The sequence below is a fragment of the Paracoccus sp. BR5-17 genome, from assembly GCF_055693925.1.
In genome coordinates, this window is record NZ_JBVFUV010000003.1 from 2,479,475 (window position 1) to 2,503,363 (window position 23,889).

Genomic DNA, 23,889 nt, shown 5'->3' on the forward strand with positions numbered 1-23,889 from the left:
GCCGCCGCAAGGATCCCGTCCCCGATGTTCCGCTTCCTGCATTCCTCCGACCTGCACCTGGGCAAGGCCTTCGGCAGCTATCCCGAAGGCATCCGCAACCGCCTGCGCGAGGCGCGCCACGGCGCCATCGCCCGGTTGGCCCGGGTCGCGCGCGACGGCGGCGCCGGCGTGGTGCTGCTGGCGGGCGACACCTTCGACGCCGAAACCCCCGCCCCCGACACGCTGCGCCACGCCCTGCGCGCCATGGCCGCCGAGGCCGACATCACCTGGGTGCTGCTGCCCGGCAACCACGACAGCCTCGCCGCCACGGAGCTGTGGCGGCGCATCGCCTCGGACGCGCCGGCGAACCTGCGCGCGATCACCAGCCCCGATCCGCTGGAACTGGCCCCCGGCGTGATGGTGCTGCCCGCCCCCTGCACGCAGCGCCGCCCCGGCCGCGACCTGACCGAGGCGATGGCCGCCGCCACCCCCGACGGCTGCCTGCGCATCGGCCTGGGCCACGGCGCCATCGCCGACTTCTCGGCCGAGGAAGGCGCGGCGGGCATCATCGCCCCCGACCGGGCGCGGCGGGCCGGGCTGGATTACCTGGCGCTTGGCGACTGGCACGGGCGGATCGAGGTGAACGAGGCCACCTGGTATTCCGGCACGCCCGAGGCCGACGGCTTCAAGCACGCCGCCGCCTGCTGCGCCCTGCTGGTCACGCTGGACGGCGCGGCGCGGGTGCGTCCGGTGGAAACCGGCGTCATGGGCTGGCAGACGGTGACGCTGGATCTGCTGCCGGGGGACGATCCGCTGGCGCGGCTGGAGGCGGCCCTGCCCCTGCCCGCGATGCGGCGCGACCTGCTGCTGCGGCTGGTGGCGACCGGGCGGCTGCCGCTGTCCGACCGCAGCGCGCTTGACGCCGCGGCGCAGGCGGCGGCGCCGGATTTCGGCTGGTTCAGCCATGACCTGTCCGGCCTTGCGACCGAGGCCCGGCCCCAGGATCTGGACGGCATCGACCGCGGCGGCGCCCTGCGCCAGGCCGCCGAGGCGCTGCTGGCCGAGGCGGACGATCCGCGCCTTGGCGCCGACGAACGGGCGGTGGCCGCCTCGGCGCTGTCGCGGCTCTATGCGCTGGCGCAAGAGGTCCAGCCATGAAGATCCGCGCGCTGCAACTGACCAACGTGCGCCGCTTCGCCGGCCGCACGGCCCGCATCGAGGGGATCGGCGACGGCATCACCGTGCTGTGCGAACCCAACGAATTCGGCAAGTCCACCTTCTTCGACGCGATCCACGCGCTGTTCTTCGAACGCCACCGCGCCACCCGGGCCGCCGTCAAGGCGCTGCAACCCCATGCGGGCGGCGCGCCCGAGGTCGCCGTGGACCTGGATCTGCCCGACGGGTCCTACCGGGTGGAAAAGCGGTGGCTGTCGCGCGCCACGGCGCGGGTCAGCCGCGACGGCCGCATCCTTGCGCAGGACGACGAGGCGGAGGCCTGGATCGACCGGCTGCTGGGCGCGGGTCTGTCGGGACCCTCGGGCCTTCTCTGGGTGCGCCAGGGCCTTCTGGGGCTTGAACCCGAGGGCAGTTCGGCCAGCGACAGGTCGGATCGGGAACGGGCGCTGTCGGCGCGGCGCGATCTGCTGTCCTCGGTCGCGGGGGAAATCGACATGATGACCGGCGGGCGCAGGCTGGACGGCGTGATCGCGCGCGTCGCGGATGCGCTGGGCCGGCTTGCGACCTCGACCGGCAGGCCGAAGGCGGGCGGCGACTGGGCGCGCGCCGAGGCCGAGGCCGAGGCCCTGCGCGCCGAGGAAGCCGACCTTGCCGCCAAGGCCGCGCGGCTGTCGGGCGATCTGGCGCGCCGCGCCGAGGCGCAGCGCCAGCTTGCCGCCCTGGACGACCCGGCCGAGGATCGGCGCCGCGCCGAAGCCCTGACTGCTGCCCGCGCCGCCTTGGTCGAGGCCGAGGCCCATGCCGCGCGCGTGCAGGCAGCCCGACATGCCCTGGCCCTGGCGCGCGCCCACGACGACAACGCCCGCACCCGGATCGAGCGGCTGGAGACGCTGGCGGACCGCGCCGACCGCGCCGCCCGGGCGCTGAGCGCCGCGACCGAGGAAGCCGCCCGCCACGATGCCCGCGCCGACGCGCTGACCCAGGCCGAACGCGACGCGGCTGCGGCACTGGGCGATGCCGAAACCCGCAGCCGCGCCCTGCGCGAACGGCTGGCGCTGGCGCAGCGGGCGCGGCTGGCGCGCGCCGCGCAGGATCGCGCCGGGCAGCTTGCTCGGAGCCTGGCCGAGGCCGAACGCCTGCGCGCCAGTCTCGAAGCCGCCCGGGCGCAGCGCGGTCTGCTGGTGGTGACGCCGCAGGCGCTTGCCGCCGCCGAACAGGCCGGGGACGACCTGAACCGCGCCGAGGCGCGTCTGGACGCGCAGGCGGTCAGCCTGACCCTTGCCTATACCGGCGCCGCGCGGGTTCGGGCCGACGGGGCCGACCTGCCCGAAGGCCCCCACCGCCTGACCGGCCCGCGCGATTTCGACCTGCCCGGCATCGGCGCGATGCGCATCGACCCCGGCCCCCAGGCCGGCGGCGACCGGACGCAGGTGCAGAAGGCTGCGGCGCTGCTGGCGCAGCGGCTGTCGGCCTGCGGCGCCGAGGATCTGGCCCAGGCCCGGGCGCGGCTGGTCGAGGCGCAGCGGCTGGACGACAGCCTGCACGGCACCCAGGCCCTGCTGGCCCAGATCGCCCCCGACGGGCTGGACGCGCTGCGCCAGGCCCATGCCCAGGCCGTCTCCGAGGCCGGGGCGGAAGGCCCGGACGCGGGCGACCCCGCCGCGCTCGAGGCCCAGCTTGCCGCCGCCACCGCCGCCGAGGATCAGGCCCGCGCCCTGGCCGCCCAGGCGCAGGCGGCCCTGCGCACGGCCCTCGAGGCGCGGGCCGGGGCCACCGCCACCCTGGCCGCCGCCCGCCGCGCCCATGACGCGGCCGTGGCCGAGGCCGGCGATCCGGCGGCGCTGACCGCCCGGCTGCGCGACTTGCGCGCGGCCCGGGCCGCCGACCAGGCGCGGCTGGCCGAAGCCCAGGCCGAGTGCGCGCGGCTGGAACAGGCGGCCCCCGATCTGGACATGGCGCGTGCCGCGCTGTCGCGCGCCCAGTCCGCCGCCGCGCAGGCCAAGGCGCAGCGCGACCGCCTGCGCGAGGATCTGGCGATGCTGAACGGCTCCATCGGCACCCTGGCCGAGGAAGGCATCGAGGAGCATCTGGACGAGGTGCGCGGCAGGCTGGCCGAGGCCGAGGCCCGCGCCGCGCGATACGCGGCCGAGGTGCAGTCCCTGTCGCGGCTGCGCCAGGCGCTGGATCAGGCGCGGCGGCAGGCGCGGGACGCCTATCTGGGGCCGGTGCTGCGCGAATTGCAGCCGCTTCTGGCGGTGATCCATCCCGGCGCCACGCTGGAGATCGACGACCAGACCCTGCTGCCCGCCGCCCTGACCCGCGACGGCCAGCCCGAGGCGCTGGAGATCCTGTCGGGCGGCACCCGCGAACAGGTGGCGATCCTGACCCGGCTGGCCTTCGCGCGGCTGTTCGCGCGCGCCGGAACGCAGGTGCCGGTGATCCTGGACGATGCCCTGGTCCACAGCGACGACGACCGGATCGAGGCGATGTTCACCGCGCTCCACCGCGTGGCGCAGGACCAGCAGATCCTGGTCCTGACCTGCCGCCAGCGCGCCTTCGCGGCCTTGGGCGGCGAACGGGCGCGCGTCAGCATCGAGGCCGCCTGACGCGGAAGGCTGGTCAGCCCGCGACCTCGGCCGCCAGCCAGTTGCGGAAATGAACCAGCGGGCGCGACCCGGTGCGGTTGCCGGGCCAGACCAGGCAATAGCCGCCGCGGCCGGGAACGGCCGGGCGCAGGACCGCCAGCAGATGCCCCTCGGCGATCTCCTGCCGCGCCAGATAGTTGGGCAGCAGCGCCACCCCCAGCCCTGCGATGGCCGCCTGGATCATCATCGAGAACTGGTCCATCACCATCCCCCCGGCCGGCGCGGCCTGGCTGCCCTGGCCGCGGAACCAGTCGGCCCAGGCGTCGGGGCGGGTCTGCAGGTGCAGCAGGACCAGCCCCGCCAGATCGCCCGGCGCGGCGACCGGATGGGCCTGAAGAAAGGCCGGGCTGGCGCAGGCGGTCAGGCTTTCGTCGAACAGCTTCAGGCTGTTGGGGTCGGCCTCCGCATCGGGGCGATAGATGATCGCGGCGTCGAAGGGCTCGCGGGCGAAGGCCACGGGCTGGAAACGGGTGGTCAGGTTCACCAGGATGCCGGGATGGCGGGCCATGAAGCCCGGCAGGCGCGGGGCCAGCCAGCGTGTGCCGAAGGTCGGCAGCACCGCCAGATCCAGGCTGCCGCCTTCGGGATTGGCGATCAGCGCCATGCTGCCCCGCTGGATCAGGTCGAGCGCGGCCGAGATGTCGGCGTGATACCGCACCGCCCCGTCGGTGGGGACCAGGCGGCGGCGGTGGCGGGCAAACAGCGGCTGGCCCATCTGCTGTTCCAGCGTCTGGATCAGGCGGCTGACGGTGCTTTGCGTCAGGCCCAGTTCATGCGCGGCGGCCGTCACCGACCCGTGCCGCACCACCCCGTCGAAGGCCAGCAGCAGGCTGAGGTTCGGCAGATAGCGCCTGATGCGCACGACATTCATCCCATGCATGAAGTCATGGAGATTTATCATTTTCGATGGCGCCGGCAAATGGATATGCTGCCCCCAACCAAGGAGATCCCGCATGTCCACCACATCCCACAAGGGCGCCGCCTTCGACTGGGCCGACCCCTTCCTGCTGAACGACCAGCTGAGCGAGGAGGAACGGATGATCCGCGACAGCGCCGCGGCCTTCGCCGCCGACCGGCTGGCCCCGCGCGTGACCGACGCCTACCTCAACGAGACGACCGATCCCGAGATCTTCCGCGAGATGGGCGCCGCCGGCCTGCTGGGCGTCACCGTGGCCGAGCAATACGGCGGCGCCGGCGCCTCGTACGTCTCCTACGGCCTGGTGGCCCGAGAGATCGAGCGGATCGACAGCGGCTATCGCAGCATGGCCTCGGTCCAGTCGTCGCTGGTGATGTTCCCCATCGAGGCCTATGGCAGCGAAGAGCAGAAGCGGCGCTATCTGCCCAGGCTGGCGACCGGCGAATATATCGGCTGCTTCGGGCTGACCGAACCGGATGCCGGCTCGGATCCCGCCGGCATGAAGACCCGCGCCCGCAAGGTGGACGGCGGCTATGTGCTGACTGGCGCGAAGATGTGGATCTCGAACAGCCCGATCGCGGATGTGTTCGTGGTCTGGGCCAAGTCCGACGCGCATGGCGGCAAGGTCCGGGGCTTCGTCCTGGACAAGGGCATGAAGGGGCTGTCGGCGCCCAAGATCGAGGGCAAGCTGAGCTTGCGCGCCTCGATCACCGGCGAGATCGTGATGGAGGATGTCGCGGTGCCCGAGGACGCGCTGCTGCCCAACATCGAGGGCATGGGCGGACCCTTCGGCTGTCTCAACCGGGCGCGCTACGGCATTTCCTGGGGCGCGATGGGCGCGGCCGAGGACTGCTGGTTCCGCGCCCGCCAGTACGGGCTTGACCGCCACCAGTTCAACCGCCCCCTGGCCGCCACGCAGCTGTTCCAGAAGAAGCTGGCCGACATGCAGACCGAGATCGCGCTTGGCCTGCAGGCGTCCCTGCGCGTCGGCCGCCTGTTCGACGAGGGCCGCTTCGCGCCCGAGATGATCTCGATCGTCAAGCGCAACAACTGCGGCAAGGCCCTGGACATCGCGCGGATGGCGCGGGACATGCATGGCGGCAACGGGATCTCCAGCGAATACCACGTGATCCGCCACGCGCAGAACCTGGAAACCGTGAACACCTACGAAGGGACGCACGACGTTCACGCGCTGATCCTGGGCCGCGCGCAGACCGGGATCCAGGCCTTTGGCTGAGCCGCCGCTGAAGGGCCTGCGCGTCGTCGAGCTGGCGCGCATCCTGGCCGGGCCGTGGATCGGGCAGACCCTGGCCGACCTGGGCGCCGAGGTCATCAAGGTGGAATCCCCGGAAGGCGACGACACCCGCCGCTGGGGGCCGCCCTTCATCGACCGCCCCCGCGCGGACGGCACGACCGAACGGGTCGCGGCCTATTTCCACGCGGCCAACCGGGGCAAGACCTCGGTCACCTGCGACTTCAACGACGCGGCCGAAATGGACCGGCTGCGCGGGCTGATCGACCGGGCGGACGTGGTGATCGAGAACTTCAAGGTCGGCGGGGTGCGGCGCTTCGGGCTGGATTACGACACCCTGTCGGCGCGCAATCCGGGGCTGATCTATGCCTCGGTCACGGGCTTCGGCCAGGACGGGCCGCGCGCCGGCCAGCCGGGATACGACTTCCTGATCCAGGGCATGTCGGGGATCATGGACCTGACCGGGCCGCCCGACGGCGAGCCGCAGAAGGTCGGGGTGGCCTGGATAGACATCTTCACCGGGCTTTACGGCGTGATCGCCGTGCAGGCGGCGCTTGCGGAACGCGCGCGGTCGGGGCTTGGGCAGCATCTGGATCTGTCGCTGCTGGACTGCGGCGTGGCGGTGCTGGCCAACCAGGCCATGAACTTCCTGCTGGGCGGCATGGTGCCGCATCGGTTGGGCAACGCGCATCCCAACATCGTCCCCTACCAGCTTTTCCCGGCCTCGGACGGGCACCTGATCGTCGCCTGCGGCAACGACCGGCAGTTCGCGGCGCTGTGCCGGGTGCTGGACCTGCCCGACCTGCCGGGCAACCCCGACTTCGCCACCAACCCCGCGCGCGTGGCCCATCGCGACCGGCTGGTGGCCCTGCTGACCCAAGCCACCGCGCGCCGCAGCCGCGCCGACCTGATCGCCGCCCTCGAGAAGGCGGGCGTGCCGGGCGGACCCGTCAATGACGTGGCCGAGGCGCTGTCGGAACCGCAGATCGTCGCGCGCGGCTTGCAGATCGCGCCGGAAGGCATCGCGGGACTGCGCACGCCCATCCGCTTCGGCCGCAGCGGCATGGCCCACGACCGCGCCGCCCCCGCCCTGGGCGACGGCGCCTGGACCTTTGCCGAAGATCGCGGCGTGACGCCCCCAGGCGCGCCATAGCCGCCGCGACGGTCCCGACCGCGCCGCCGACCTGCTTTCGCCGCGCTGCAGCATCCGCAGCGCGGCGATCGCGATTCTGCCCCGCCCAGAAGAACCCGGCCACCGGCCCCTCAATAGGCTGATAATGCGATGTATTTTTCATCCCCGCCGCGGCAGATTCTTCTTTATAAATGACATAAAGCCATAACAATAGGTCTAACAGGATGGGGAACCTGGCAGGAGGAGCGCGGCCCTTTCGGGCAGCCGCAAGCCGGGTCCGCAGCGCAGGCAGAGGAGGTCCAGCAATGGAAATGTCGTCCCTGACGGCCCGGCAGCTTTACGAACACGCCAAGGCGAACCCCACGCGCCGCCGCTTCGGCTTCGGCAGGAAGCCCATGCTGATCACATCGACCTGCAACTGGCCTATACCGGCGTCGGCGAATTCGCGACCGCCTATGAAACCGATCCCCGGCAACTGGACTATGTGAACCAGCTTGCCGATCTGGCCCGCGCCAAGGGGCTGCCGATCACCTGGACCTATGTCGCCTACATGCAGTCGGGCGAGGATTGCGGCGTCTGGGGGACCCGGACCGACACGCCCGATCTCGCTGCAGAACATCAAGGTCGGCTCGCGCCGGGCCGAATTCGACCCGCGCCTGAAGATCGACCCGGTGCGCGACATCATCATCAACAAGCGCATGGCCTCGGCCTTCCACGAAACCAACCTGCAGTCGCTGATGGTCTGGCACCAGTGCGACACAGTGGTGCTGACGGGCGGCTCGACCTCGGGCTGCGTGCGGGCCTGCGTGGTGGACGCGATCTCGCGCGGGTACCGGGTGATCGTCCCCGAGGAATGCGTGGCCGACAAGCACGAAAGCCCGCATTTCGCCAACCTGTACGATATCTAGGTCAAGTATGGCGACGTGATCCCGGTGGCCGAGGCCATCGCCTGGTATGACGCCTACCAGCCCGAGGCGCGCTGAGATGGGCGGCGAACCGATGCGGTCGGACCTGGGGCTCTACGACTATCTTCCCTGGCCCGGCCGGCCGAAGATCACCTGGCCCGGCGGCAAGAAGCTGGCCGTCTGGATCGCGCCCAACATCGAGTTCTACGAATACGATCCGCCGAACAACCCGACCCGGACCCCTTGGGGCCGCCCGAACCCCGACGTGCTGCAATATTCGCACCGCGATTACGGCAACCGCGCGGGATGGCAGCGGATGATGGCGGCGATGGACCAAGCGGGCTTTCGCGGGTAGGTGTCGCTGAACGTCGCGCTGTGCGATCACCATCCGGAAATCATCCGCGCCTGCGCCGACCGGGGGTGGGAGTTCTTTTCGCACGGCATCTACAACACACGCTATGTCTACAACATGACCATCGACCAGGAACGCGAGATCATCCGCGACGCCTTCGACACGGTCAGGAAGCACACCGGCCAGGACCTGGCGGGCTGGCTGTCTCCGGCGCTGTCCAACAACCTGTGGACCATGGACATCCTGGCCGAGGCGGGGATCCGATATACCTGCGACATGTTCCACGACGACCAGCCGATGCCGGTGAAGGTCAAGTCGGGCAAGCTCATTTCGATGCCCTACTCGCTCGAGATGAACGACGTGATCGTCTATAACAGCCAGAAGGTCACGCCCCGCCACTACGGCGAGATCATCCGCCGCCAGTTCGACCAGCTTTACCGGGAATCGGACGAAAGCGGCATGGTCATGTGCATCCCGCTGCACCCCTATCTGGTGGGCCAGCCGCACCGCATCGACGCCTTCGCCGAGGCCATCGCCTACATCGCCGGCCACGAGGGCGTCTGGCAGGCCACGGGCCGAGAGATCGCGAAAGCCTATCACGCCAGCGGCGCCTATGACGCGATGGCGGCCGCCGCAGCCAGGCACGCGCAGGGGGACCGCTGATGCCGCTTCCCGAGGATTACCTGGTTTATCCCGCCCGCCGCTACGGCATGGACCACGACCGTTACGACTGGTCCGACATGTTCGCCCGCAAGCCGATCGCCTGGCTCGGCGGGGCGCGGATCGCGCTGTCGATCGTCACCCATGTGCAGCATTTCCCGCTGGACATGCCGGCCAAGCCCTTCAAGGCGCCGGGCGCGCTGTCGATGCCCTATCCCGATTTCCGCTATTACACCAACCGCGACTACGGCAACCGCATCGGCGTGTTCCGCATCCTGCGGCTTCTGGCGGAAAAGGGGCTGCGGGCCAGCTTTGCCGTCAACGGCTGCATCGCCGCGCGCTATCCCGCGCTGCTGGAGGCGGTGACGGCCGCCGGGCACGAGGTGGTGGCGCATGGCCTGGACATGGGCAAGGTCCACCATTCGGGCCTGTCCATCGACGACGAGAACGCGATCATCGCCGAAACGCTGCGCCTGCTGCGCGGCGCCACTGGCCAGCCGGTCGAGGGCTGGCTGTCGCCCGGCCGCGCGCAGGGCTTCAACACGCCGGACCTGCTGGCGCGCAACGGCATCCGCTGGAACCTGGACTGGGCCAACGACGACCTGCCCTATCGGATGCGCACGCAGGAAGGCCCGCTGCTGGCGATGCCCTTGGCCTACGAGACCGACGACCGGGTGGTGGCCACCGAATACTTCCACTCCGAACCCGAATGGGTCCGGCAGGTCATGGACCGCTTCGACGTGCTCTATCGCGAAAGCGCGCAATACGGCGGTCGGGTGATGAGCCTGCCGCTGCATTCCTGGGTCTCGGGGATGCCCTACCGGGTCGAATACCTGCGCGAGGTTCTGGACTACATCCTGGGCCACGAGGGGGTCTGGACCGCCCCCGTGGGACAGATCGCCGCCGCCGCCGAAAGCCAGGTCTCGACGGTCTGGAATGACAAGGAACGGATCGCCATGACGCCAGCATCCGACACGACGCCGCGAACCCTGTTCGGCAAGATCTGGGACGCGCACGAGATCCTGCGCCACCCGTCGGGCCAGTCGCTTCTCTATATCGACCGCGACCTGATCCACGAAGGCAGCTTCCACGCCTTTGCCGACCTCAAGCGCCGCAACCTGCGTCCGCGCCGACCGCGCCAGATCTTCGGCATCGCGGATCACTATGTGCCCACCCGGGGCCGCAGCGCCGATGATGCGGCCAGCCCGGCCATTGCCCGGATGATCCGCACCTTCGACGAGAACATGGAATGGGGCGGACTGCGCCATTTCGGCATCGCCAGCCGCGAACAGGGCATCGTTCATGTGGTCGCGCCCGAACAGGGCATCACCCTGCCCGGCCTGACCATCGTCTGCTCGGACAGCCATACTTCGACCCAGGGCGCGCTGGGGGCCATCGCCTTCGGCATCGGCCAGTCGGAAAACGCGCATGTGCTGGCCACGCAGACGCTGTGGCAGATGCGGCCCAGGACGATGCGCGTCACGGTGAACGGACGGCTGGGCCAGGGCGTCACCGCCAAGGACGTGATGCTGGCGCTGATCGCCAGGATCGGGGCCGCGGGCGCGGGCGGGCACGCCATCGAATATGCGGGCCAGGTGGTGCGCGACATGTCCATCGAGGCGCGGCTGACGCTGTGCAACCTGTCGATCGAGGCAGCGGCGCGGCTGGGCATGGTCGCCCCGGACGAGACCACCTTCCGCTATGTCGCCGGGCGCCACTACGCGCCCACCGGCCAGGAATGGGATCTGGCGATGGCCCAGTGGCGGCGGCTTCCCACCGACGAGGGCGCGACCTTCGACCGAGAGGTGGAACTGGACGGGGCCGCCATCGCGCCGATGGTCACCTGGGGCACCAGCCCCGAGGATGCCGTGCCGATCACCGGCCGCATCCCCGACCCCGCCAGCTTTGCCAGCCCCGAAAAGCGCAAGGCCGCCGCCAGGTCGCTGGAATACATGGACCTCGCGCCCGGCACAGCGCTTGACGGCCTGCCCATCGACCGGGTCTTCATCGGCTCCTGCACCAACAGCCGGATCGAGGATCTGCGCGCCGCCGCCGCTGTCCTGAAGGACCGCAAGGCGGCCGTCCCGGCCATCGTCGTGCCCGGTTCCACCCAGGTCCGCGAACAGGCCGAGGCCGAGGGCCTCGCCCGCATCTTCCGCGAGGCGGGCTTCGAATGGCGCCAGTCGGGCTGTTCGATGTGCGCGGCGATGAACGGCGACGCGGTGGGGCCGGGCGAACGCTGCGCCTCGACCTCGAACCGGAACTTCGTGGGGCGGCAGGGGCCTGGATCGCGCACCCACCTGGTCAGCCCCGCGATGGCGGCCGCCGCCGCCATCACCGGGCGGCTGACCGATGTCCGCAAGCTGTAGGGAGGACGCGATGAAGGCCTTCAGGCGCGAAACCTCGACCGTCGTTCATGTTCCCGGCGTCAACTGCGACACCGACCAGATCATCCCCGGCCGCTTTCTCAAGGCCGACCGGGCCGAGGGCTATGACAAGTTCCTGTTCCACGACATCCGCCGCGACGCCGACGGCAAGCTGGACCCGGACTTTCCGCTGAACCGCCCCGGCGCCGGGCAGGCCAGGATCCTGCTGGTCGAGGACAATTTCGGCTGCGGATCGTCGCGCGAAGGCGCCGTCTATGCCCTGGCCGATGCGGGCATCCGCGCGCTGCTGGCGCCCGGCTTCGGCGACATCTTCTTAAACAACGCGCTGAAGAACGGCATCGTCCCGGCCCGCCTGCCCGCGCCGGTCTGCGAGGCGCTGGCCGATCACCTTGCCGCCGATCCCGATGCCACCGTGACCGTCGATCTGGAAGCCACCCGGGTGGTTCTGCCCGCGGGTCTCGGCACCCACCCCATCGCCATCGACGCCTTCGCCCGCGACTGCCTTCTGCAGGGCCTGGACGAGATCGAGATGACCTTCACCTACATGGACCGGATCGAAGCCTTCGAGGCCGAGAGGATGGCCCGGAACCCCTGGCTGGAACGCTGACCGCCCCCGGCCAGGGGCCCTACCCGTCAAACGAACAACAAGCAGGGAGACGACAATGACATACACACTCAATCGCCGCGGCTTGCTGAAGGCCTCGGGCGCGGCAGCCCTTGTCAGCGGGCTGTCCATGCCCTCGATCCTGTGGGCGCAGGGCCAGACCGTGAAGATCGGCGTGCTGGAGCCGCTGACCGGCAACCTGGCCTATAACGGCACCCAATGCGCGGCGGGCGCCAAGTTCGCGGCCGACGCGATCAACGCCGCCGGCGGCATCAAGAGCATGAGCGGCGCGCAGATCGAACTGGTCGTGGTCGATGCCCAGAGCCGCCCCGAGATCGCGGCATCGGCCGTCGATACCCGGGCCGAGGCAGGCGTGGTCGCCTTCACCGGCGCAAGCGCATCCGCCCTGGGCCTGGCATCGTCGCAGGCGGCGGCGAAATACGATCTGGCGCAGGTCTTCTCGATCGGCACCGCCGAGACGATCGTGGAACGCGGCCTGCCCAACGTGTTCCGCTTCACCCCCGGCGTCAACAAATGCACCAGCGTCGCGCTGGAAAACCTCAAGCAGCTGAACGCGGACGCGGGCAGCCCCGTCAAGACCGCCGCCATCGTCCACGAGGACGGCCCCTTCGGGTCGAACATGGCCAAGATCATGGCCGAGCAACTGCCCCAGCAGGGCATCGAGGTGGTCGAGACGATCTCGCACCCCACGCCGCACCGCGACTTCAACAACATCGCGCTGCGGGTCAAGGCGTCGGGGGCGAACATCCTGATCCCGTCGAACTATCTCAACGAATACACGCTGATGGCCCGCGCCCTGCGCCAGCAGCGGGCGGAACTGATGGCGATCTACTCGATCCTGGGCGGGGCCGCGTCCAACATCAAGTTCGTGCGCGAGAACAACGACATCGCGCAGTACGTGATGGACTGCAACCACTGGTACGACCCCAACAAGCCGGAATCGCAGGCGCTTGCCGCCACCGTGGCCGAGGCCGGGCTGGACCTGACCTATGACGTGATGGTGTCCTATGCGACGATCCAGGTGATCGCCGACGCGCTGGAACGCGGCGCCTCGACCGACCGCAAGGCGATGATCGAGACGCTGGCGGCCTCGACCTACGACGGCTCGATCATGCCCTACGGGCCGACGAAGTTCGTCAACGGCGACAACGTCAACTCGCAGCCGGTGAACACCCAGATCCGGGGCGAGACGATCGAGCTGGTCTTCCCCGAGGAATACGCCACCGCCGAACCGGTCTTCCCGATCCCGCGCGAAGGCTGATCCGACCGGGTCCCCGCCGGCAGGCGGGGCCCCCGGCCCTTCTTGACAAGCGAGTGCCCATGTCCAGCCTGATCCTGCCCGCCGTGCTCAGCGGCCTGACGATGGGGGCCGTCTATGCGCTTGTGGCGCTTGGCCTGACCCTGATCTACGGCGTCCTGCACATCATCAACTTCGCGCATGGCAGCCTGCTGATGCTGGCGCTGTATGCCGCCTATTTCCTGTTCGTCCACGTGGGCCTGGATCCCTATCTGGCGATCCCAGTCCTGCTGCCGGTGTTCTTCTGCCTGGGCTACGCGCTGCAGCGCTGGGTGATCGCCCCCATGAGCGGCGGGTCCGAACAGAACGTGCTGCTGGTGACGCTGGCGCTGGCGCTCATCATCGACAACCTGGCGCTCTACTTCTGGACGTCGAACACTCGCAGCGTGGACATTCCGTATGCCTACAACACCGTTGAATTCCTGGGCGCCTACCTGCCGATGGGCCGGGTGATCGCCTTCTTCGCGGCCCTTGCCGCGGCACCCCTGCTGTGGCTGTTCATGACCCGCACCCGCACCGGATCCGCCATCCGCGCCGTCGCCATCGAGAAGCGCGGCGCCGAGATCGTGGGCATCGACGTCAGCCACACCTATGCCATCTGCTTCGGCATCGGCACCGCCTGCGTGGCGCTGGCCGCCTGCCTGCTGCTGCCGACCTTCTACGTCACGCCGCAGGTGGGTTACACCTTCGTGCTGGTGGCCTTCACCACGGTGGTTCTGGGCGGCATGGGCAGCCTGCCCGGGGCGCTGATCGCGGGGCTGCTGCTGGGGGTGATCGAATCGCTCTGCGGGCTGTTTCTGGGGGAAAGCCTGGGCCAGATCGGCATCTTCATGGCCTTCATCCTGATCCTGCTGTTCAAGCCCTCGGGCCTTCTGGGCAGGAGGGCCGCGTGATGAAACCCCATTCCGCCGGACAGGCCGTTCTGATCGGCCTGGCGCTGATCTATCTGGCCAGCCTCTACTTCATGTCCTCGCCCGTCTGGATGGGCTTCACCATCAACGCGCTGATCGTGGCGGTCGTGGCGCTGGCCTGGAACATCACCGGCGGCTTCGGGGGCATGGCGTCCTTCGGGCACGCGGCGATGTACGGGACCGGCGCCTATGCCTCGGCGATCCTGCAGGTGCAGTACGGCATCAATGCCTGGATCGGCTTCGCGGCCGGGATCGCGGCTGGCGCGGTGATGGGCGCCTTCATCGGCGCGCTGGCCTTCCGCTATGGCCTGAAGGGGTCGTATTTCGCCTTGGTCACGCTGGCCTTCGCCGAGGTGCTGCGGATCTGCGCGTCGTCGTTCGCCATCACCGGCGGGGGCAGCGGCCTGCAGCTTCGCCTTGAACCGGGGCTGTCCACGCTGCAGTTCAACGACCGCACGGTGGTCTATACGATCCTGCTGGTCGTCGTGGCCCTGGTCATGGCGCTGACCGCCTGGCTGAAACGGTCCCGCTTCGGCGCCTATCTGATCGCCGTGCGTGAAAACGAGGACGCGGCCCGCGCGCTCGGCATCGACACCTACAGCATCAAGGTCAAGGCGATGGCGATCTCCGGGGCCTTCGCGGGGCTTGCCGGGGTTCTCTATCTTCAGGTCTGGCTGTTCATCGATAGCGCCGTCGTCTATGGCAGCGCCGTGTCGATCGAGGCGCTGATCGGCCCGATCATCGGCGGCGCGGGCACCGTCTGGGGGCCGCTCATCGGCACGCTGGGCCTGCACCTTCTGGGCGAAGGCGCCAAGCACCTGCTGCACGACGCGCCCGGCCTGAACTTCGTGCTTTACGCGGTGGTGCTGATCTGCGCGCTGCGCTTCCTGCCGCAGGGCCTGATGGGGCTGGCCGCCCGCATCGGCCCCTTCCGCAAGAACGAGGACGACCATGCTTGAGGTTCGCAACCTGTCCAAAAGCTTCGGCGGCCTGAAGGCGGTGGACGACGCCTCGCTGGAGGTGCCCGAAGGCGCCATCGTCGGCCTGCTGGGCCCGAACGGGGCGGGCAAGACCACCTGCTTCACGACGATCGCCGGCTTCACCCGGCCCGACCAGGGCGCGGTCCGCTTCATGGGTCGCGACGTCACCGGCCTGCCCCCGCACCGCATCTGCGCGATGGGGATGATCCGCACCTTCCAGATCGTGCAGCCCTTCGTCGGCCTGACGGTGCAGGAAAACATCGCCGTGGGCGCCTATCTGCACCACCACGACCGGGCCGAGGCGATGGCGGTGGCCCGCCGGGTCGGCAAGCGGCTGGGCATGGGCGCGATGCTGGACCGACCGGCATCCGCGCTGACCATCGCCGGGCGCAAGCGCCTGGAACTGGCCCGCGCGCTGGCGACCGGCGCGAAACTGCTGCTGCTGGACGAGGTGATGGCCGGCCTGATCCCGTCCGAGGTGTCGGAAATCGTCGGCATCATCCGCCAGATCCGCGACGAGGGGCACACCTTCCTGATGATCGAACACGTGATGCAGGCCGTGATGAGCCTGGCCGAGACCGCCTACGTCCTGAACCACGGCAGGATGATCGCCCGCGGCACGCCCCGGGAACTGGTCCGCGATCCCGGCGTGGTCGAGGCCTATCTGGGCCACGGCGCCGCCGCCCGTCTGCAGGAGGGTCACCATGCTTGAGATTTCGGACCTACGGGCCGGCTACGGGTCGATGGCCGTGCTGCACGGCATCGACATGCGCATCGACGCGGGCGAGATCGTGGCCCTGCTGGGGTCGAACGGCGTGGGCAAGACGACGCTGAACAACGTCGTCTCGGGCTTCATCCGCCCCAGTTCCGGCGAGGTCCGGTTCGAGGGCGCGCGCATCACCGGCATGAAGCCGCGCGACATCGTGGCGCTGGGCATCGCGCAGGTCCCCGAGGGCCGCCGGATCTTTCCCAACCTGACGGTGGCCGAGAACCTTGAACTGGGCGCCTTCCGCCGCGCCGCGGCCCACCGCAAGCAGAACTTCGACCGCATCTGCACGATCTTCCCGCGTCTGCGCGAACGGCTGGACCAGCTTGCCGGGACCCTGTCGGGGGGCGAACAGCAGATGCTGGCGATCGGGCGTGGCATGATGTCCGAACCCAAGCTGCTGATCCTGGACGAGCCGTCGCTGGGCCTGTCCCCCTGATGGTCGAGGAGATGTTCGGACTGATCGGGCGCATCAACGCCGAAGGCTGCGCGGTGCTGCTGGTCGAACAGAACGTCGTGCAGTCGCTGAACGTCGCCAGCCGGGCCTATGTGATCGAACAGGGCCATCTGGTGATGCAGGGGGACGCGGCCGGGATGCTGGCCGATCCGCAGCTGCGGCAGGCCTATCTGGGTCCTTGACGACCCGCCCCGCCGGACGCGCCATGCCCGGCGGCACAACAGACGCAAACGGAGAACGAAGATGTCGCTGACATGCACGCGCCGCCTGCGCCAGGCCCTGGCGGGCGAACGGACCGTCATGGCCCCCGGGGTCGTTGACGCCATGTATGCCCGCCTGGTGGCCGAGGCCGGCTTCGAGGCCATGTACATGACCGGGGCCGGCACCTCGGCCACAAGGCTGGGCTATCCCGATGTGGGCCTGCTGACCATGACCGAGATGGTGGACAACGCCACCCGCATCGCCGATGCATCCGACCTGCCGCTGATTGCGGACGCCGACAACGGCTTTGGCGGGCCGCTGAACGTGCGCCGGGCGATCCAGCTTTACGAACGCGGCGGGGTGGCGGCCGTCCATCTCGAGGACCAGGTGCTGCCCAAGCGCTGCGGACACCTGTCGGGCAAGCAGCTCATCCCGGCCCAGGACATGGTGGCCAAGGTCAAGGCCGCCGTGGACGCCCGCCTGGACCCCGATTCCGTGGTCATCGCCCGCACCGACGCCCTGGCCCTGCACGGCCGCAACGCCGCCTTCGACCGGGCCGAGATGTATCGCGAGGCCGGCGCCGACGTGATCTTCATCGAAAGCCCGCTGCCCGACGACCTGCCCCATATCGCGCCGCGCTTTCCGGGCATCCCGCTTCTGTACAACATGGCGACCTCGGGCAAGACGCCGTTCCTGACGCGCAGCGAAATCGAGGCGCTCGGCTTCAAGCTGATCATCTATCCCAACTGGCTGCTGCTGTCGGCCTGCGAGGCTGCGCGCCGGACGCTGGACGTGCTGCGGCGCGAGGAAACCATCGCCTCGGTGGCGCCCCACGTGATGAGCTTCAAGCAGTTCTTCGACACCGCCCGCATGGCCGAGGTGCAGGAACTGGAAGCCCGCTACGGTACCCCGGAAGACAGCCGCACCGACTATTGACCGAAAGGAAGACCCGATGGCCGTTCTGTCCGCCGATGGCGTGGACTTCGACGTGGAGATGCCGGTCGTGGTGGTCGGGGCGGGCGCCTGCGGCCTGGTCGCGGCGCTTGCCGCCCATGACGCGGGGCAAGAGGTGATGATCCTGGAACGCGACGCCACGCCGCAAGGCTCGACCTCGCTCTCTGCCGGGCTTATCCCGGCGGCCGGCACGCGGTTGCAGCGCGAAGCCGGGATCGACGACGACCCCGATCTGTTCGCCGCCGACATCCTGGCCAAGACGCACGGCCATACGGCCGCCGACATGGCGCTGCTGGCCGCCCGCACCTCGGGGCCGATGATCGACTGGCTGATGGACAGCCACGGCATCGGCTTCCGGCTGGTGACGGGCTTCCTCTATCCCGGCCATTCGCGGATGCGGATGCACGGGCCCGACAGCCGCACCGGGGCGGATCTGGAACAGGCGCTGCTGTCGGCGGTGTCGCGGGCCGGCATCGACCTGCTGACCGGCGCATCGGTCGAGGATCTGTTCGTGGAGGCGACCGGCCGGGTGGCCGGCGTCCGCTTCCGCCGCCCCGACGGCGCGATGGAGACGCTGGGCTGCAAGGCGCTGGTGCTGGCCTGCTGCGGCTTCGCGGGCGACGCGAAGATGGTGCGCCGCCACATCCCGGAAATCGCCGATGCCGAATGTTGCGGGCATCTGTCGAACACCGGCGATGCGGTGAAATGGGGCACGGAACTGGGCGCGCAACTGGCGGACATGGGCGCCTATCAGGGCCACGGCTCGGTCGCCCACCCGCACGGTCTGCCTCTGACCTGGGCCGTGGTCACCCAGGGCGGCATCCTGGTCAACACCGAAGGCCGGCGCTTTTCCAACGAGATGCGCGGCTATTCCGAACACGGGGCCGAGGTCGCGGCCCAGCCCGGCCAAGTCGCCTGGGACATCTTCGATGCCCGCTGCGAGGCGGCGGCGCTGGATTTCCACGACTACCGCGAGATCCGCAAGCTGGGCGCGGTGAAATCCGCCGACAGCGTCGAGGATCTGGCCGCCGCCACCGGCCTGCCGCTGGACGCGCTGCGGGCCGAACTGGACGGCATCGCCGCTGCCGCCGCGGCGGGACAGCCCGACCGGCTGGGCCGCCGCTTCGGCCCCGATCAGGTGCTGGCGCCGCCCTATCGCGCGGTCAAGGTCAACGGGGCGCTGTTCCACACCCTGGGCGGGCTGGTCATCGACCATGACGCGCGGGTGCTGCGGACCGACGGCACGCCTTTGCCCAACCTGATGGCGGGGGGCGGGGCCGCACGGGGCCTGTCGGGCGATCTCGAGCTATGGCTACCTGTCGGGCAACGGGCTTCTGTCGGCCACCGCCTTCGGGCGGCTGGCCGGGATCACCGCCGCGCGCATCGCGGCAAACGCATGACGGCGATGGAGGTGAAGATGCGGAAAGTCCTGGTGATCGTTCCCTTCTCGATGGACGAGGCGGATCTGGCCCGGCGGCAGGCGCAGATCGACGCGGTGGATCTGGGGCCGGGGATCAGCTTCCATTACCGGCCGGTGCGCGTCGGACCGAAGAACTATTCCAGCCAGCACGACATGGCGCTTGCCGACTTCTCGATCCTGGACGCGGGGCTGGATGCGCAGGCCGAAGGCTATGACGCGGTCTGCATCGACACCATGTCCGACAGCGGCATGGCCATGCTGCGGTCGGTGCTGGACATCCCGGTGATCGGCGCGGGCAAGGCGTCGATGCTTTATGCGCTGACGCTGGGCTGACGGTTTTCCATCCTGGCGCAATGGGAACCGGCGCTGCCGCGCTATCGCAAGGCGATCCGCGAATACGGCTTCGACCGGCAATGCGCCTCCGTCCGCAGCTTCGACCAGCCGCCCGATTTCGCGAACCTGCTGGGCGGGAAAGAGGATGAGGTCTTTCCCCGGATGCGCGATGTCGCCCTGCGCTGCATCCACGAGGACGGCGCCGAGGTCATCTGCCTGGGATCGACCACCATGCACCAGGCCGGCGAATACCTGGCCGCGACCCTGCCGGTCCCGGTGGTGAACCCCGGCCCGCTGACCTACAAGCTGGTCGAGACCTTCCTGGCGCTTGGCCTGTCCCACGGCCGGGCCGCCTATCCCGCCCCGGTCGAGCCCCGGTTGGACATGCTGCGGGCGATGATGAGGGCCGGCGCGGCGACGGGCGGCTAGGCCGGGCGGGTTCCGTCCAGAAGGAACTCCCGGCCCTGCTCGCGCTTCAGCGAGACGCGGTATTCGTACCGGTCGGCGCAATACAGGATCTCGGCCGCGTAGAAGGGCACCATCCGGTCGTTGAAGAAGAAGCGGTTGACCCGCATCAGCGGCGCGCCGATGGGCAATTGCAGAAGATCGGCCGCGTATTCGTCGGCCAGCGTCGCGGTCAGCACCTGTTCGACCTGTTCGACCACCGCGCCTTCCCGCTGGACCAGGTCGATCATGTTGGTGCTGGCCAGATCCTGCCGGGTCAGCCCCGCGCCCACCTCGGGAAGAAGATAGGCCATCGACAGCGAATAGGGCCGCCTGTCCAGTTCCCGCACCCGGACCGACCGCACCAGTTCCGTGCCGGGGACAATTCCCATCTGCGCGCAGATCCGCGGCGGCGCCTCGCCGCGGTCCAGGCTGACGACCTTCAGCCGCGTGCTTTGCCCCACGGTGTTGAGATAGCTGAACAGCCCGTTGATGTTCGACACCACCGCCCGGTTCAGCGACGACTTCTGCGCGCGGTCGGTGACGAAGGTGCCGCGGCCGCGCATCCGGGTGATGAGCCCTTCGGCCGACAGCATCTCCATCGCCTTGCGCACGGTGATGCGGCTGACGCGAAAGCTGTCGGACAATTCGGCCTCGCTCGGGACGGGCACGTTCTCGGGATAGTAGCCGTTCACGATGCGCTCTCTCATGACGGCATAGACGCGGTGATAAAGGGGGGTCGGGGAATTCGCCTTGGTCATCCTGCCGGTGCCTTGCTGAAATCTGTCATGCTGGAAATGTCCTTGCCGCAGGCCCGGGCCGCCATGCCCTGCCGGACCCCGCCCTGCCGCTGGATCCGGTTTTTCCCGCGGCAGTCAACCCCGCAGCGCCCGCTGCACCGCGATCAGCCGGGCGTCCCGTTCGGCGGCCAGCGTGGCAATGTCGCGTCCCCCCGCCGCGGCGGCGATGCCGTCCACCAGCATGGCGCAGGTCGCCTGATCCAGCCGGGGCTGGCCCAGATCCCGCCAGCGGCGTTCCTGGCTTGGACCCAGATGGGCCAGGTAATGCGCGATCCCGCCCGCGCCGCCGCCCAGGTGATAGGCCATGTGCGCCCCCACCACCGACCACCGCAGCCCGGGCCCGTGGACAAGGGCGGCGTCGATCTGGTCCACGTCGGCGATGCCCTCGGCCACCATGTTCACCGCCTCGCGCCACAGGGCAGACGACAGGCGGTTGGCGATGTGGCCCACGGCCTCGCGCCGCAGGAAGACGGGGTGACGCCCCAGGCTGCGGAAGAAGGCGGCGGCGGCCTGCAGGCGGGCGGCATCCGGGCCGTAAAGCTCGACCAGGGGCATCAGGTGGGGCGGGTTGAAGGGATGGGCGGTGATCAGCCGGCCGGGATCGGCCATGCCCCGCGACAGTTCCGACCAGACCAGCGACGAGGTGCTGGAGGCGATGGTGACGCCCGCGGGCGCCGCCTCCTCGATCCGGGCATAGAGGGCGCGTTTCAGGTCCACCTTTTCCGGGGCGTTCTCCTGAACCCAGGCGGCATCCGCCACGGCGTCCCGCAGGCTGTCGCACAGATGCAGCCGCCCCGGAGCGGGCAGATCGAAGCCCATCCGGGCGATCTGGTCCATCGGCCCCTGCAGGGCCTGCGGGACGGCCCGGCGCGCGTCCGCATCGGGGTCGAACAGCGCGACATCGTGGCCCCAGGCCATGAACAGCGCGGTCCAGCTGACCCCGATCAGCCCGCCGCCGACAACCGCGATCCTGCCCGCTTCATCCGTCATCCGGTCCGCCCCTTTTCGGGTCATCATCCGTCCGGGTGCCGGACCCGTCAACGCCTGATTGTCATGATCTTATGATCTTTGCGGGCGGACCTTGGCGCGCGGTGGCCGCAATGGTCGCGGATTCGGGGCTGGACATGGCGCGCGGTGCAAGGCAATCCACACTTCGGGGTCGTCGGCGGGTTCCTGCCGGCACGCACGCGGTGTCTTCCCCGGCGGGGCGCTTCGTGGGAAATGACCCCCTAACAAAGAGCGGCGCGACCCGAGTCGCCATCCGCCACAGCAGGAGCAGAGTGTCGCCGTGTCAGAAGGATACGCCCGTGCCCGCAACGGCGCACAGCAGGCCAGGACGGCCCCGTTCCAGGTTCGCGGCCGTTTCCTGACCGTTCTGGCGCTGCGCATCGACAGCGACCAGGCCGACGATCACTTCCACGCCCAGCTTGGCGAGCAGCTTGGCCGCACGCCGCAGTTCTTTTCCGGCGCGCCGGTGGTGCTGGATCTGGGCCAGGCTCCCGGCCTTCAGGATCCCGGCCGCCTGCGCGACCTGGTGGACAACCTCCGCGGGCGGGATCTGCGCGTCTTCGGGGTCCAGAACGCCGGGCGTGTCGATGCCGCCGCGCTGCAGGATCTGGGGCTGATCCCCGTCACCACCGGGCGCGACGCCCCCTGCCGCGCGAGCCCGCCCCCGCCGCCGCGCAGGCCGCCCCCGCGCCCGCCCGCCCTGCCGAAACCAAGGTGATCCGCTCGACGGTGCGGTCGGGCCAGATGATCGTGGCCGACCAGGGCGACCTGACGGTGATCGGATCGGTTGCCTCGGGCGCCGAACTGATCGCGGCGGGCAACATCCACGTCTATGGCACGCTGCGCGGCCGGGCCATGGCGGGCTGCCACGGCAACGAGAGCGCGCACATCTTCTGCCAGAGCCTCGACGCCGAGCTGGTGGCCATTGCCGGCCTCTACCAGACCAGCGAGACGCTGGAGCAGGCGCGCGACCGCTGCACCCATATCTACCTGGAGAACGAGAAACTTCGCATGGAGGTGATCGCATGACATCGGAAGCCAAGAAGGACGCGCCCCTGGGGCGGGTCATCGTGATCACGTCGGGCAAGGGGGGCGTCGGCAAGACGACGTCCTCGGCGGCCATTGCGGCCGGGCTGGCCAAGCAGGGCTTCAAGACGGTCGTGATCGACTTCGACGTGGGGCTGCGCAACCTCGACATGATCATGGGCTGCGAACGCCGCGTGGTCTTCGACTTCATCAACGTCATCCAGGGCGACGCCAAGCTGAAGCAGGCGCTCATCAAGGACAAGCGGCTGGACACGCTGTTCATCCTGCCCACCTCGCAGACCCGCGACAAGGACGCCCTGACCAAGGAAGGCGTCGAGCAGATCCTGAACGAACTGAAGGCCGAGTTCGATTATATCGTCTGCGACAGCCCCGCGGGGATCGAACGCGGCGCGCAGATGGCCATGTATTTCGCCGACGAGGCGGTGGTGGTGACCAACCCCGAGGTATCCTCGGTCCGCGACAGCGACCGGGTGCTGGGCCTTCTCAGCAGCCAGACCAAGCGCGCCGAGACCGTGGGCGCCGAGCCGATCAAGGCGCAGGTCCTGCTGACACGCTATGACCAGGCCCGCGTGGACAGCGGCGAGATGATGACCGTCGAGGACGTTCTGGAAATCCTGGCGGTGCCGCTGCTGGGCGTGATCCCGGAAAGCAAGGCGATCCTCAAGGCCTCGAACGTGGGCACGCCGGTGGTGCTGGACGAACCCTCGGCCGCGTCCCGCGCCTATGAGGACGCGATCTCGCGGCTGACCGGCACCCAGGTCGAGATGCGGATCCAGGGCGAACGCCGCCCCGGCCTGTTCCAGCGGCTGTTCGGGCGGGCGTCATGAACCTGTTCGGCTTCGCTCGCAAGCGCCCGACCCAGAGCGCCCAGACCGCCAAGGACCGCCTGCAGATCCTTCTGGCCCATGAGCGCAGCAGCGGCACGGCCGAGGCGGACTACCTGCCGATGCTGCAACGCGACATCATCGCCGCGATCCGCAAGCACGTCCCGATCGTCGGCGAGAAGGACGTCGATGTCCGGATGGAACGGGGCGACCAGATGTCCAGCCTGGAAATCAACATCGAGCTTCCGGCCAGCGTCCCGCCCCGCAGGGGCTGATCCGGCGCCCCCGGCCCTGCCCGGCCCCGGCCCTGCGCGCGCGCCCGGTTCGACCGGACCGGGATTGCCGGGACGAACTGTTTTCCAGCATCCTGCCCGGCCGCGGTCCGGCCGGGCCGCGGCGCCGACCGGAGGTTCCAAAA

The 23,889-nt window shown here is 69.6% G+C and carries 25 protein-coding genes; 22 read left to right on the top strand and 3 right to left on the bottom strand.

All coding sequences use genetic code 11. The features are described 5' to 3' along the window. The first annotated feature begins 24 nt into the window (after window positions 1–24). Together ACZ1HC_RS13815 and ACZ1HC_RS13820 are read left to right on the top strand one after the other, a co-directional pair. Window positions 25–1,137 (top strand): metallophosphoesterase family protein, encoded by a 1,113-nt coding sequence (locus ACZ1HC_RS13815; RefSeq protein WP_472700469.1) that lies wholly within the window; start codon window positions 25–27, stop codon window positions 1,135–1,137. Continuing rightward, complete coding sequence (locus tag ACZ1HC_RS13820) at window positions 1,134–3,761, top strand: AAA family ATPase (RefSeq protein WP_472700470.1); 2,628 nt, start codon at window positions 1,134–1,136, stop codon at window positions 3,759–3,761. Before ACZ1HC_RS13815 ends, ACZ1HC_RS13820 begins: the two co-directional genes overlap by 4 nt. 13 nt (window positions 3,762–3,774) lie before the next feature. Here the strand turns inward: ACZ1HC_RS13820 and ACZ1HC_RS13825 are convergent, their stop codons facing one another. Then, window positions 3,775–4,671, bottom strand: a complete 897-nt coding sequence (locus tag ACZ1HC_RS13825; RefSeq protein ID WP_472700854.1) for a LysR family transcriptional regulator — start codon at window positions 4,669–4,671, stop codon at window positions 3,775–3,777. Between the two features lie 82 nt (window positions 4,672–4,753). On the opposite strand from ACZ1HC_RS13825, the gene ACZ1HC_RS13830 reads away from it, so the two are divergent. From ACZ1HC_RS13830 to ACZ1HC_RS13905, 16 genes are all read left to right on the top strand, one after another. Then, window positions 4,754–5,953, top strand: a complete 1,200-nt coding sequence (locus tag ACZ1HC_RS13830) for an acyl-CoA dehydrogenase (RefSeq protein WP_472700471.1) — start codon at window positions 4,754–4,756, stop codon at window positions 5,951–5,953. After that, window positions 5,946–7,121 (top strand): CaiB/BaiF CoA transferase family protein, encoded by a 1,176-nt coding sequence (locus ACZ1HC_RS13835; RefSeq protein WP_472700472.1) that lies wholly within the window; start codon window positions 5,946–5,948, stop codon window positions 7,119–7,121. The genes ACZ1HC_RS13830 and ACZ1HC_RS13835 overlap by 8 nt, the downstream gene beginning before the upstream one ends. Before the next feature lie 518 nt (window positions 7,122–7,639). Continuing rightward, window positions 7,640–8,008: an isochorismatase family protein gene (locus ACZ1HC_RS13840; RefSeq protein WP_472700473.1), complete on the top strand. Its 369-nt coding sequence runs from the start codon at window positions 7,640–7,642 to the stop codon at window positions 8,006–8,008. Window positions 8,009–8,084: 76 nt separating this feature from the next. Beyond that, window positions 8,085–8,360 carry a hypothetical protein gene (locus ACZ1HC_RS13845; protein ID WP_472700474.1) on the top strand — a complete coding sequence of 92 codons (276 nt, stop codon included), beginning with the start codon at window positions 8,085–8,087 and terminating at the stop codon, window positions 8,358–8,360. Beyond that, window positions 8,361–9,020 (top strand): polysaccharide deacetylase family protein, encoded by a 660-nt coding sequence (locus ACZ1HC_RS13850; protein ID WP_472700475.1) that lies wholly within the window; start codon window positions 8,361–8,363, stop codon window positions 9,018–9,020. Further along, complete coding sequence (gene leuC / locus ACZ1HC_RS13855; protein WP_472700476.1) at window positions 9,020–11,386, top strand: 3-isopropylmalate dehydratase large subunit; 2,367 nt, start codon at window positions 9,020–9,022, stop codon at window positions 11,384–11,386. The genes ACZ1HC_RS13850 and leuC overlap by 1 nt, the downstream gene beginning before the upstream one ends. 10 nt (window positions 11,387–11,396) lie before the next feature. Next, the gene (gene leuD / locus ACZ1HC_RS13860) at window positions 11,397–12,011 is read left to right on the top strand and encodes a 3-isopropylmalate dehydratase small subunit (protein WP_472700477.1); all 615 of its coding nucleotides are present in this window, start codon (window positions 11,397–11,399) and stop codon (window positions 12,009–12,011) included. Window positions 12,012–12,066: 55 nt separating this feature from the next. Next, window positions 12,067–13,290: an ABC transporter substrate-binding protein gene (locus ACZ1HC_RS13865; protein WP_472700478.1), complete on the top strand. Its 1,224-nt coding sequence runs from the start codon at window positions 12,067–12,069 to the stop codon at window positions 13,288–13,290. A 59-nt stretch (window positions 13,291–13,349) separates the two neighbouring features. Then, on the top strand, window positions 13,350–14,219 hold the full coding sequence (locus ACZ1HC_RS13870) for a branched-chain amino acid ABC transporter permease (protein ID WP_472700479.1): 870 nt from the start codon (window positions 13,350–13,352) through the stop codon (window positions 14,217–14,219). Beyond that, complete coding sequence (locus ACZ1HC_RS13875; RefSeq protein WP_472700480.1) at window positions 14,219–15,196, top strand: branched-chain amino acid ABC transporter permease; 978 nt, start codon at window positions 14,219–14,221, stop codon at window positions 15,194–15,196. The genes ACZ1HC_RS13870 and ACZ1HC_RS13875 overlap by 1 nt, the downstream gene beginning before the upstream one ends. After that, window positions 15,189–15,929 carry an ABC transporter ATP-binding protein gene (locus ACZ1HC_RS13880; protein ID WP_472700481.1) on the top strand — a complete coding sequence of 247 codons (741 nt, stop codon included), beginning with the start codon at window positions 15,189–15,191 and terminating at the stop codon, window positions 15,927–15,929. The genes ACZ1HC_RS13875 and ACZ1HC_RS13880 overlap by 8 nt, the downstream gene beginning before the upstream one ends. Beyond that, a complete protein-coding gene (locus ACZ1HC_RS13885; protein ID WP_472700482.1) occupies window positions 15,922–16,422 on the top strand; it encodes an ABC transporter ATP-binding protein in 501 nt (166 codons plus the stop codon). Before ACZ1HC_RS13880 ends, ACZ1HC_RS13885 begins: the two co-directional genes overlap by 8 nt. 11 nt (window positions 16,423–16,433) lie before the next feature. Continuing rightward, on the top strand, window positions 16,434–16,622 hold the full coding sequence (locus tag ACZ1HC_RS13890) for a hypothetical protein (RefSeq protein WP_472700483.1): 189 nt from the start codon (window positions 16,434–16,436) through the stop codon (window positions 16,620–16,622). A 61-nt stretch (window positions 16,623–16,683) separates the two neighbouring features. Then, the gene (locus tag ACZ1HC_RS13895) at window positions 16,684–17,577 is read left to right on the top strand and encodes an isocitrate lyase/PEP mutase family protein (RefSeq protein WP_472700484.1); all 894 of its coding nucleotides are present in this window, start codon (window positions 16,684–16,686) and stop codon (window positions 17,575–17,577) included. 16 nt (window positions 17,578–17,593) lie between these two features. Next, a complete protein-coding gene (locus ACZ1HC_RS13900) occupies window positions 17,594–19,348 on the top strand; it encodes an FAD-dependent oxidoreductase (RefSeq protein ID WP_472700485.1) in 1,755 nt (584 codons plus the stop codon). A gap of 12 nt (window positions 19,349–19,360) precedes the next feature. Continuing rightward, window positions 19,361–19,777 carry an aspartate/glutamate racemase family protein gene (locus tag ACZ1HC_RS13905; RefSeq protein WP_472700855.1) on the top strand — a complete coding sequence of 139 codons (417 nt, stop codon included), beginning with the start codon at window positions 19,361–19,363 and terminating at the stop codon, window positions 19,775–19,777. On the opposite strand, the gene ACZ1HC_RS13910 is transcribed toward ACZ1HC_RS13905, so the two are convergent. Together ACZ1HC_RS13910 and ACZ1HC_RS13915 are read right to left on the bottom strand one after the other, a co-directional pair. Then, window positions 19,774–20,553, bottom strand: coding sequence for a GntR family transcriptional regulator (locus ACZ1HC_RS13910; protein WP_472700486.1), 780 nt, complete (start codon window positions 20,551–20,553; stop codon window positions 19,774–19,776). The genes ACZ1HC_RS13905 and ACZ1HC_RS13910 overlap by 4 nt on opposite strands. Before the next feature lie 114 nt (window positions 20,554–20,667). Beyond that, window positions 20,668–21,582, bottom strand: a complete 915-nt coding sequence (locus ACZ1HC_RS13915) for a 3-hydroxyacyl-CoA dehydrogenase NAD-binding domain-containing protein (protein ID WP_472700487.1) — start codon at window positions 21,580–21,582, stop codon at window positions 20,668–20,670. Between the two features lie 298 nt (window positions 21,583–21,880). Between ACZ1HC_RS13915 and ACZ1HC_RS13920 the strand changes: the two genes are divergently transcribed. The 4 genes from ACZ1HC_RS13920 to minE are packed head-to-tail and all read left to right on the top strand — an operon-like array spanning window position 21,881 to window position 23,746. After that, window positions 21,881–22,318: a septum site-determining protein MinC gene (locus ACZ1HC_RS13920; RefSeq protein WP_472700488.1), complete on the top strand. Its 438-nt coding sequence runs from the start codon at window positions 21,881–21,883 to the stop codon at window positions 22,316–22,318. Further along, a complete protein-coding gene (gene minC / locus ACZ1HC_RS13925) occupies window positions 22,315–22,629 on the top strand; it encodes a septum site-determining protein MinC (protein ID WP_472700489.1) in 315 nt (104 codons plus the stop codon). Before ACZ1HC_RS13920 ends, minC begins: the two co-directional genes overlap by 4 nt. Then, window positions 22,626–23,474 carry a septum site-determining protein MinD gene (gene minD / locus ACZ1HC_RS13930; RefSeq protein ID WP_472700490.1) on the top strand — a complete coding sequence of 283 codons (849 nt, stop codon included), beginning with the start codon at window positions 22,626–22,628 and terminating at the stop codon, window positions 23,472–23,474. Before minC ends, minD begins: the two co-directional genes overlap by 4 nt. Further along, window positions 23,471–23,746, top strand: a complete 276-nt coding sequence (gene minE / locus ACZ1HC_RS13935) for a cell division topological specificity factor MinE (RefSeq protein WP_472700491.1) — start codon at window positions 23,471–23,473, stop codon at window positions 23,744–23,746. The genes minD and minE overlap by 4 nt, the downstream gene beginning before the upstream one ends. Window positions 23,747–23,889 lie beyond the last annotated feature (143 nt).